This window comes from Bacillus sanguinis (genome assembly GCF_018332475.1).
Lineage (GTDB): Bacteria > Bacillota > Bacilli > Bacillales > Bacillaceae_G > Bacillus_A > Bacillus_A sanguinis.
Genome location: NZ_BOQB01000254.1, coordinates 1 through 10303 on the forward strand (window position 1 = coordinate 1; position 10303 = coordinate 10303).

Sequence of the window (10303 nt, forward strand, 5' to 3'; positions counted from 1 at the left end):
CCGCCGGTTGGTTTGCATCACCGTTCTTTTGCTCATCCGTAGGTTGTTGAGCAGTGTCCTTGTTCGTAGTAGGTGAAGCAGGGCTATCTACTTGAACAGGAATTGAAATAGACTTAGCTGTTGTGCCTAGAGGGAATGAGAGTTGAACAGACTTTGCACCAGGTTTTAAATCAGGATTGAATACTGTATCAAAATTGATTTTTCCGTTGGCACCTTTGGGATCCTTTACTTGGTCGTTAAATACTAGTTTCATTTTGTTATCGTTTGCTGTAACAAAATATTGACCAATAATTTGTTGCTCTGCCATCAGGTTTCCCTGTTGGTCACTTTTAACTTTTAATGCGTTAGGTATTTGGAGCACCGCTGAGTCTGTTTGTTGATCTTTTATTGACCAAGCATATTCTAGGTGAATGGTTGATCCTACTTGTATTAAATTTTTCGGATTTAATGCTTCGTCAATAATATGATTCGTTGCATCTTTCATTTTAACAGTGTCAAATAATGAATTCCCTGTTAATGTTTCCGCTTTTACTTGATTGTATGAAAAACTAGCAAGCTGCGAAAATAGTACGAATGTAATTAAACATATATTGAAAAGTTTTTTCATTGTGCCTCCTTTATAAATCCTTTTATTGCATAAAAAATGCTTTGTGAAGGGATTGTTTGTCATGGATCAATGTGCTTTACGGAATGCCTCCTTTACTACGTATACTCTCTAGGAAAAGTGTTCATATTCGATGCTTTGTAACGTAAAACAAATGTATATTTTAATAATATAGGGAGTGAATATACAATTTTCGACAAAAAATGTCGAACGAAATCCTGATAAGGAATGATATCAGACCTTTATAGGATGTGACTTGTTATGTGGTTCTTTATAAAATAGGTACATACAAAAAATATGCAGTAAAATACTTAAACTATTTTATAATAATTTGTATTCTTGCAATGTGCAAAGAATTGGTATAAAGGTGAGTTTTACGATACATGCTAACCAAAATAATGTATCCTGTTGTAAAAAATTCTTTCATATTGAGGTAGTAATAAAATGTAGCTTGAATTTGGTCAGGATGAAGAAAATATGTACTGCCTAAAAGAGTATACAATTCGTAGATTAAAGCGAAGACAGCGTTTTATGATAAATAGAACGCATGCCTTTAATCGGTGCTATTAAATAAAAAAGGAAGGTACTCCCTTGATCATCTATTATAAGAGATAATCATCAATCACCTTCGTTGAAAATTATATACGTAAATGGAAAAGAGTTCAACCGTATTGCTTCTTTTCGAAAAAGTATGTAAAAAGAACCGCTTCTTACTAAGAAGCGGTTCTTTTTTATATTTCTGTTAAAATAATCGGTTCGCCTCGTGTTACAACAACTGTATGTTCACATTGTGCAACAAGGCTTTTATCAGGTGTAACGAATGTCCAACCATCATCGCCGCGTTCGATAATGTGATCAGCTTTCATAGAAATGAATGGTTCTACAGCGATAACAAGACCGTCTTTTAGAAGTGCATTATCCATTGGGTCAAAGTAGCTTAAAATGTGGTTTGGTGCTTCATGTAAGCTAAGACCAATACCGTGACCAGTTAAGTTTTGAATTACATTGTATCCATTTTTATGTGCAAAGTTTGAAACAGCACGACCAATTTGGTTTTGTTTTGAACCAGCTTTTACCTTTTTCATTGCTGCCCAAAATGCATCAACAGCTGCTTGGCAAAGCTTTTCTTTTGCTTCATCTTCTCCAAGTACAAATGAAATACCTGTATCTGCATAATAACCATCAAGTGCAGCAGATACGTCGACATTTACTAAGTCGCCTTCTTTTAATACGCGATCTCCTGGAATACCGTGAGCAACTTCTTCGTTTACACTAATACAAGTTACACCTGGGAAATCATATTCTTTTTCAGGTGCAGAAATAGCACCATGCTCATCTAATACTTTTTTACCGATCAAATCAAGCTCTTTCGTTGTCATACCTGGCTTCGCTTCTTTTTTCATTTCTTCACGTGCAAGCGCAACGATGCGGCCGATTTTTCGTAAGCCTTCTAAATCTTGTTCATTACGAATAATCATGAAAACCACTGTCCTTCCTCGAATATATATCTTACCCGATTGTATCATGTTTATTTTCGTCCTGCTACTCGCTTGCGGTATGTGAATTGATTCCTCTCATAAGGAATACATGACAATTGTCATATCGATGTCATGACGCATCATACTGTTTCCTAAGTTTTCCAAAACGTACAATGTAAATATAAGAAACAGCGGGGGTGGAGAGATGGAAAAGATTATAGAAGTAAATGGTGTTTCTAAAACATTTAAATATAAAAAGGCAGTAAATAACGTTTCATTTCATGTGAATAAAGGAGAAATAGTAGCACTACTTGGGCCAAATGGTGCAGGGAAAACGACGACGATGTCGATGATGCTTGGATTAAAGGATCCGACGGAAGGAACGGTTTCTATATTTGGAAAGAGTCCAAAGCATAGGGACGTTCGTAATAGCTTCGGTGCGATGTTACAAGAAGTAAGTGTCATTGATAGCATTACAGTAGAAGAGGCAATTGAGTTATTCCGTAGTTATTATACGAATCCGGTAGCGAAAGAAACGTTGCTACAGTTATCAAATTTAGAATCAGAGCGAAAGCAAAGATGTGAGAAATTATCAGGTGGTCAAAAGAGAAGGTTAAATTTTGCGCTCGCACTTGCAGGAAATCCAGATTTGCTATTTTTAGATGAGCCGACAGTTGGGATGGATATTACGTCTCGAAGAACGTTTTGGGAAACAATTCGAAAGCTAGCAAGTGAAGGGAAAACAATTATTTTAACAACGCACTATTTAGAAGAAGCGGATGCATTGGCGAATCGTATTTTATTGTTTGCGAATGGAAAGATTATCGCAGACGGTACGCCAGACGAGATGAAAGCGACGATTTCACGAAAAACAATTACGTTTTATTCGAAGGAAAGTATTCCTGCAAAATTACTAAAAGAATTACCAAATGTAACAGAAGTACAGTCAAACGAAGGGCACTTCACTTTAACAACCGAAGATACAGATGCAACTTTAAAAGCAATTTATCAAAAGAACTTACCTGTAACAAATATTTCAGTTGAACGTGGAAGTCTTGATGAAGCATTTGAACAGTTTGTCGCAAATCAGAAGGGGGAGATCGCATGAAAGCTTTATGGATGCAATGCAAAATAGAAATTTTACGTACGTTCCGCAATAAATTATTTATCTTTTTCTCATTATTAATGCCAGTTATGTTTTACTACATTTTCACAAATGTTATTCAAGTGCCACAAAATGGAGATGCGTGGAAAGCACATTATTTAATCTCAATGGCGACGTTTAGTATTGTAGGGACGGCACTTTTTAGTTTCGGTGTAAGGATTTCTCAGGAAAAGGGGCAAGGGTGGACACATTTGTTGAAAATTACACCACTTCCAGAGGGAGCGTATATAACAGCAAAGATTATTGCTCAAACAGTAGTGAATGCTTTTTCAATCTTAGTTATCTTTATCGCAGGAATATTAATTAATCATGTTGAGTTAACGGTAGGGCAATGGATTGGTGCTGGATTGTGGTTGTTGTTAGGAGTGACACCATTTTTAGCGTTAGGAACAGTAATAGGTTCTATTAAGAAGGCGGATGCAGCAGCGGGTTTAGCAAATATTTTAAATATGAGTTTAGCTGTAATTGGCGGTCTATGGATGCCGATCGAAGTATTCCCGAAAATATTAAGATCTATCGGTGAATGGACACCAACATATCATTTCGGAAGCGGTGCATGGGATATTGTAGCTGGAAAATCAGTTGGTTGGGAAAATATCGCGGTATTAGGAGGTTATTTCCTTATATTTGTTGTAGTATCAATATATATAAGAAAAAGACAGGAAGCGGTATAAATGATAGAGAAGAAGAGGATTGAGATTTTTCCGAAACATATGGGTTTCTTCCCGTATATGTGGCTTGTATATTTAGCATTTCCGATTTATGCACTTGTACAAGAGGAAGGTTCGAGGTTAATGTTTGGGGCCGGTATGCTAATACTGTTTGTACTAGCATATCGGCAGTTGTATTTTGTTACAAAAATGTTCGCAATGTGGGCTTGTATGCAAATGATTATTGCTTTGGTATTTAGTTTTTTCTATAGCCCGTATCTTATTTTTTTATGCTTTTTTACATCAAATGCTATAGCGTTCGCACCTACGAAAAAAATATTTCGTATATTATTGGTTCTATTAGTTGTAACGCTTATAACATTTGTATATGGCGCTGGTTTTTCACTTACAAGCTTTATAAATACTGTCCCGATGCTTATTTTGATGCTTGTTGCGCCTTTTGGTATGCGTAATTTTAATCAAAAAAAGATATTGAGGAATCAATTAAACGAAGCAAACGAACAAATTAAGGACTTAGTAAAACGTGAAGAACGGCAGCGGATTGCAAGAGATCTTCATGATACGTTAGGACATACGTTGTCACTCATTACTTTAAAAAGTCAGCTCGTGGAGAAGTTAATTGTAAAAAATCCGGAGCGTGCAAGTACGGAAGCGAAGGAAATTACACAAACATCTCGCACTGCTTTAAAGCAGCTAAGGGAATTAATTTCTGATATGCGTATGATTACAGTAGAAGAAGAAATCGAGCAAATAAAAGCGATCTTACAAGCTGCCAATATCGAATTAGAGGTGAAGCAGGAAGCAAGTGCGAGTTCGTTATCACCCATTGAACAAAATATTTTAGGGATGTGTTTACGTGAGGCTGTGACGAATGTTGTAAAGCATAGTAAGGCAACACGTTGCACAGTTTCTGTACTGGAATCACAAGGTGAATTAACTTTGACAGTAGAAGATAACGGAATCGGTTTAGCAGATCAAAATCACGATGGAAATGGCATTCGTGGTATGAAGGAGCGCATCGCTCTTATTGATGGTTTTGTTGAACTAGGTACGATCAATCCAGGGACACTATTAATAGTAAAAGTTCCAGTTGTTATTCGAACAGGAAAAGATGAGGTGAGGGCATGATTCGAATTATTATTGCAGAAGATCAGCGGATGCTTCGTGGTGCATTAGGGGCTTTACTTGATCTAGAAGATGATATTGAAGTCATTGGACAAGCGGCGAACGGGGAAGAGGCACTAAAACTAATTGAATCGTTAAAGCCGGATGTAAGCATTATGGATATTGAAATGCCAATTCAAAGCGGATTAGATGTTGCAGAAACTTTAAAGAAAGAAAAATCAGCATGCAAAGTAATGATTTTAACAACATTTGCACGCCCTGGATATTTTGAAAGAGCTATAAAGGCTGGCGTGCACGGATATTTATTAAAAGATAGCCCAAGTGAAGATTTAGCTGCATCGATTCGTAATGTAATGAAAGGAAAGCGAGAGATCTCTCAAGATTTAATGTTCGGCTTATGGCAGGAGCAAAATCCGTTATCAGATCGCGAAAAAGAAGTATTGTTACTTGCGAAAGAAGGAAAGACGGCAAATGAAATTGCGAAGGCACTTTATCTTTCACCTGGCACAGTGCGTAATTATATTTCTGAAGTATTAGCGAAGCTTGATGCAAAAAATAGAATTGAGGCAATTACAATTGCGGAAGAAAAGGGATGGATATGAAAAGAAGTTTACCTATGAATGGTAAACTTCTTTTTCTTATAGACAACGGTTTTACTAGGGAATTCCATCTCAATTGAAACGCTGGGAATTTGAAGTGTAGTACGTAATATAGATTTTACTTCATTTTTCGACAAAAAATTTGTTATAGTAAGATTAGGTTGTTGGTCTAAATTTTGGACAACATTACCACTAACAGTTATAATTACTCCATTTTTATCTACTTTTACAATAAGATCTTGACCATATACTTTATAGTTTTTGTAAGTTTGTGCAAGGCGAACTTCGGTTTGATTTTCCTTTATTTCTTTATTTGTAGGTTCGGAATCTACATTCATTTCAGCTGTCACTCACTCTTGTTGAGCTTAGCCTCTTTTATCTCATCTTTTAAATACTTTTTCGCTATATTTTTTTGTATTATTTTGAGGTTGTGTTAATTTTTTAATCGTTAAACGAGGCTGAGCAATCTCAACTTTCACTTTGTTTTTGTCTAATTCTGGGATGTGAATAGCTTTTGCTGATAAAGGACAAAGAATACCGAATGTAACGAAAGCACGGACAAGTTTTCTATAATTTATCTATAAAACGTCTAATCTATTATTGTATGTGAGATGAATTGTATGGAAAATTTGCCGAATTTTATATATATTATGCATTATTTCATGTCAAAAATTGTCGAATTCACATTATTGTAGTGGTATGACAACTTAACAAATTAGATTGTTATAATGGGATGGTGAGTAAGTATGCACGCAGAAAAATTAGGAAATGAAATTAAGAAAATTAGGACGATGAGAGGATTAACACAAAAACAGTTATCCGAGAACATATGTCATCAATCGGAAGTGAGTAGAATTGAATCGGGCGCGGTATACCCAAGTATGGATATATTGCAAGGTATCGCAGCAAAATTACAAGTTCCCATTATTCATTTTTATGAGGTACTCATTTATTCTGATATTGAGAGGAATAAGCAGTTAAAAGATCAAATTATTATGCTTTGTAAGCAAAAGAAATATAAAGAAATTTATAATAGAGTATGGAATGAGTTGAAAAAGGAAGAATATCACCCCGAGCTTCAGCAATTTCTTCAATGGCAATATTATGTAGCTGCTTACATATTGAAAAAAATCGATTACGAATATTGTATTTTAGAATTAAAGAAATTGCTCAATCAACAATTGGCAGGAATAGATGTATATCAGAGTCTTTATATTGAAAACGCAATTGCAAACATTTATGCTGAAAATGGCTATTTGAAGAAGGCTATTGATTTATTTGAAAATATATTAAAACAATTAGAGGCATTGCATGATAATAAAGAATTTGATGTGAAGGTGAGACATAATCATGCAAAAGCATTATTCTCAGATAATCAATACGAAGAAGCGCTTTGTCACGCAAATAGAGCTATTGAACTATCGTGTCAAATTAATAGTATGACATTAATTGGACAGTTATACTTTCGAAAAGGTCAATGCCTAGCAAAGCTAGGGTGTGATAGAGCGGAAATTGAAGATGCTTACGAAAAAGCGTGCTTCTTTTTTGATATATTAGGAAACCATACGTTAAAAGAATCAATTATAAAAAAAATGAAGAAATGAAAAGGACCTAAAAAACAAATATGCATAATTGCATAATATATGGATAAAATTTCATGATATATTTAAATAAAAAATGCGGGTGATGGAATATGAAGAAACTACTTATTGGTAGTATATTAACGTTAGCGATGGCATGGGGTATTTCATTAGGAGATACAGCATTAGAGAAAAGTCAAATAATTTCTCACAGTGATCAAGAGGTACAATTAGCTGGAGAGATACCTTATGAATATTAAAAACAACCGTCTTACTTAGACGGTTGTTTTTTTGTGGAGTAATCTCCAAACGTCTTTACTAGAAACTGGCTTGCTAATAAGGAATCCTTGAATGTGGTCACAGTTTTGTTCATATAAAAACTTCCATTGTTCTTCCGTCTCTACACCTTCTGCAATAACTTCTAAATTTAGTTCTTTAGATAGTGTAATGATGGAGGAGATAATCGCTTCCTCTAAAGGACTATTTGTAATTCCGCAAATAAACTCTCGAGCAATTTTTAATGTGTTGATTGGATATTTTGTTAAATAAGCTAAAGAACTATAACCAGTTCCGAAGTCATCGATTGAAATTTGAATACCGAGATTTTGAAGCTGTTCTAGTTTGGAAATGACAGATTGATTTTGATTAATTGCGATACTTTCTGTGATTTCGATATCTAGTGCTTCAGGTTTGAGTTCGGTTTCTTCTAACACTTTTGAAATAGTAGGGATTAAATTTGCATGATTAAATTGAACAACAGATAAATTCACACCAACTTTTAAGTGAGAAAACCCTTGATTATGCCATCTTTTTGCCTCTAAGCAAGCGGTACGTAAAATCCAATTTCCGAGTTCAATAATAAATCCAGTTTCCTCCGCTAGAGGAATGAATTGGACAGGAGATACGATGCCGAGTTTTGGATGGTTCCAACGAATTAACGCTTCAAAACCGATAATTTGTTTTGTTGCTGTACTTACTTGTGGCTGGTATTCAAGGAAAAATTCATTTTGTTGTAATGCTTTTGTAAGTTCGCCTTCTAAGAAGTGGATCTCATTTTGGGCGATACTTATTTCTTTTGAGAAGAAAACAAATCTGTTTTTTCCATTTGCTTTCGCGCGATACATAGCTATATCAGCATTTTTCATTAATTCTGTTACATCTGTTCCATAATCAGGGTACATTGCAATTCCGATACTCGGTGTAATAGACAGTTCTTCATCTTTAATGAAGAATGGTTTGTTTAAAATGGTTAAAATTTGTTCAGCTATAAAAGCTGCACTTTTCTCTGAGTACATATCTGGTAATAGAATTGTAAACTCATCTCCACCTTGGCGAGCAACGACATCCTTTGAACGCAAACAACTGCGTAATCTTTTTGCTACTTCAATTAATAATAGATCTCCGACATCGTGACCAAGTCTATCGTTTATTTTTTTGAATCGATCTAAATCAAGGAACATGACGGCAACATCATTCGCGCTAGTTTGAGCTGTATTTAAAATGTTTTTTAAATCTTTTTCGAACTTTCGGCGATTTGGTAATCCAGTAAGTGCATCATGAAAGGCTAAATGTTCTACTTGTTTTTGCTTTTCATATAAAGTTGTAATATCACGTGCTATACCGAACATCCCAACAACTTCTTTGTTTATGAAAGTAGGGATGAGTGTAATATGAAGGTAATAGTAATAGCCTTCTTTTTCTTTTGTGCGAACTTCTAAAGTTTGTGGTCTACCTTCTTTTGTCATTTGTAAAGATTTTCTTAGTAGATCATGGTCTTTTGAGTCAATAAAGTGTAGAAGAGAATAGCTTTCTACTTCACAATAGTAGGCAGTAAATAAGCTTTCACAAGCTGTATTAGATTTTTGGAAAATACCATCCATATTTAAAGAGAAAACGGCATCAGGATGATCTTCGAACAACGATTTATAGCGTTGTTCACTCTTTGATAACGCAGATGCACCTTCTTCTACTTTGCCTTCTAGTTGTGTAGTCAACTGTTCGTATGTATCGATTAGTGCTTGATTATCTTTCCACATGTAAAGTTGTCGTAGGAATAATAAGATGAGTGATAATACTAGACCGATTAACATGAACTTATCATCCCAAGGTTGAATAAGAATAAAGGAAAAGGTAATGATTATACTAAAATAAGGTAATATAAAGCGTACATAATCAAATCGATAATATTTCGTTTTCGTTTCATGCTGCATTGGTTTATCTAAAATGTATAGTATGGATGATAAACCGATTAATAAAATCGAAGCAGTATGTATTAAGTAAGAGACTTCAGAAGAAGTTTTCATCCCTGCGTTTAATTGGAACAGATGTATATATCCGTACACAAGTATGATAGTAAAGCCGATAATTAATGAAATTCTGCTAGCAGAATATTGTTCTCGTCTATAGAGGCTAATAACGGCGTAAATTACTAATGCCTGTGCAATAAAGTATCCAATTAAAACCCAGTGATCGGTAGTTAACATACGAAAGCTTGAGAGGTCTAAAATAAAAGTTAAGGTGAAATAAATATTCATAATAACAATAAAGATGCTATCGAATGAAAATTGAGCAAGACCTTTAATAGAGTAATGTTTTATGAATTTGATAGCAAACCCAGAAAAGAGCAAAATATATTGTATGATGAAAAAGGGTAGTGCCTTATATGAGAATATAACTTGGTCATATATAGAAAGTGAATGAAGAAATAAAGTTATTTCCATAGTTAGTCCGCATATACAAGTGCATAGTAATAAAACCCAAAATAATTTATCACTACGCCTCATTTTCTTAATAGCTTTATATAAGCAATAGCAAGAAAAGAGTGCAGCAAAACAAAATAAGAAGAGAATTCCAATTTCTTTTATATTCAAGTCCTTAGGGATAAGAAATATCCAAAGGAAAAATATGGTTATATATATTGCGACAAAGTGTACATATTTTTTTTGATTAATCATATTATGACTCCGTTTCAATAAAGTTGAATCACAGGTGGAAAATGCTAATTCCAATCATAGCATATAAAATAGGGTGTTTTTTACTAAAAAAATTACTTTTTTTGAAAAAAATAGCTCAACATTACAA

The 10303-nt window shown here is 34.4% G+C and carries 9 protein-coding genes and 1 pseudogene; 6 read left to right on the top strand and 4 right to left on the bottom strand.

Translation table 11 applies throughout. The features are described 5' to 3' along the window. Nucleotides 1-607 (bottom strand): Ig-like domain-containing protein (locus KI369_RS22940; protein ID WP_238484947.1); only part of this gene is annotated, 607 nt, incomplete at its 3' end. Nucleotides 608-1335: 728 nt separating this feature from the next. Then, the gene (map, locus tag KI369_RS22945; protein WP_002096176.1) at nucleotides 1336-2130 is read right to left on the bottom strand and encodes a type I methionyl aminopeptidase; all 795 of its coding nucleotides are present in this window, start codon (nucleotides 2128-2130) and stop codon (nucleotides 1336-1338) included. A 157-nt stretch (nucleotides 2131-2287) separates the two neighbouring features. On the opposite strand from map, the gene KI369_RS22950 reads away from it, so the two are divergent. The 4 genes from KI369_RS22950 to KI369_RS22965 are packed head-to-tail and all read left to right on the top strand — an operon-like array spanning nucleotide 2288 to nucleotide 5645. Then, nucleotides 2288-3190 carry an ABC transporter ATP-binding protein gene (locus KI369_RS22950; protein WP_076869410.1) on the top strand — a complete coding sequence of 301 codons (903 nt, stop codon included), beginning with the start codon at nucleotides 2288-2290 and terminating at the stop codon, nucleotides 3188-3190. Beyond that, on the top strand, nucleotides 3187-3921 hold the full coding sequence (locus KI369_RS22955) for an ABC transporter permease (RefSeq protein WP_076869411.1): 735 nt from the start codon (nucleotides 3187-3189) through the stop codon (nucleotides 3919-3921). Before KI369_RS22950 ends, KI369_RS22955 begins: the two co-directional genes overlap by 4 nt. Beyond that, nucleotides 3922-5046 (top strand): sensor histidine kinase, encoded by a 1125-nt coding sequence (locus KI369_RS22960; RefSeq protein WP_212957506.1) that lies wholly within the window; start codon nucleotides 3922-3924, stop codon nucleotides 5044-5046. It begins immediately after the preceding gene. Beyond that, nucleotides 5043-5645: a response regulator transcription factor gene (locus KI369_RS22965; protein WP_212957507.1), complete on the top strand. Its 603-nt coding sequence runs from the start codon at nucleotides 5043-5045 to the stop codon at nucleotides 5643-5645. The genes KI369_RS22960 and KI369_RS22965 overlap by 4 nt, the downstream gene beginning before the upstream one ends. A gap of 29 nt (nucleotides 5646-5674) precedes the next feature. Here the strand turns inward: KI369_RS22965 and KI369_RS29935 are convergent. Then, nucleotides 5675-6220 (bottom strand): annotated as a pseudogene (locus tag KI369_RS29935) (M4 family metallopeptidase); the annotation flags it as partial. 168 nt (nucleotides 6221-6388) lie between these two features. Between KI369_RS29935 and KI369_RS22975 the strand changes: the two are divergent. Next, entirely contained in the window at nucleotides 6389-7246 is an 858-nt protein-coding gene (locus KI369_RS22975; protein ID WP_000542901.1) for a helix-turn-helix domain-containing protein, read from the top strand. Nucleotides 7247-7335: 89 nt separating this feature from the next. After that, the gene (locus tag KI369_RS22980; RefSeq protein ID WP_000734719.1) at nucleotides 7336-7482 is read left to right on the top strand and encodes a quorum-sensing peptide PapR; all 147 of its coding nucleotides are present in this window, start codon (nucleotides 7336-7338) and stop codon (nucleotides 7480-7482) included. Nucleotides 7483-7497: 15 nt separating this feature from the next. On the opposite strand, the gene KI369_RS22985 is transcribed toward KI369_RS22980, so the two are convergent. After that, entirely contained in the window at nucleotides 7498-10176 is a 2679-nt protein-coding gene (locus tag KI369_RS22985; protein WP_212957508.1) for a DUF4084 domain-containing protein, read from the bottom strand. Between the last annotated feature and the right edge of the window lie 127 nt (nucleotides 10177-10303).

Coding starts and splice junctions, on each gene's coding strand:
- KI369_RS22950 (WP_076869410.1), top strand. CDS start 2,288: ATGGAAAAGATTATAGAAGTAAATGGTGTTTCTAAAACATTTAAATAT.
- KI369_RS22985 (WP_212957508.1), bottom strand. CDS start 10,176: ATGATTAATCAAAAAAAATATGTACACTTTGTCGCAATATATATAACC.
- KI369_RS22975 (WP_000542901.1), top strand. CDS start 6,389: ATGCACGCAGAAAAATTAGGAAATGAAATTAAGAAAATTAGGACGATG.
- KI369_RS22980 (WP_000734719.1), top strand. CDS start 7,336: ATGAAGAAACTACTTATTGGTAGTATATTAACGTTAGCGATGGCATGG.
- KI369_RS22960 (WP_212957506.1), top strand. CDS start 3,922: ATGATAGAGAAGAAGAGGATTGAGATTTTTCCGAAACATATGGGTTTC.
- KI369_RS22965 (WP_212957507.1), top strand. CDS start 5,043: ATGATTCGAATTATTATTGCAGAAGATCAGCGGATGCTTCGTGGTGCA.
- map (WP_002096176.1), bottom strand. CDS start 2,130: ATGATACAATCGGGTAAGATATATATTCGAGGAAGGACAGTGGTTTTC.
- KI369_RS22955 (WP_076869411.1), top strand. CDS start 3,187: ATGAAAGCTTTATGGATGCAATGCAAAATAGAAATTTTACGTACGTTC.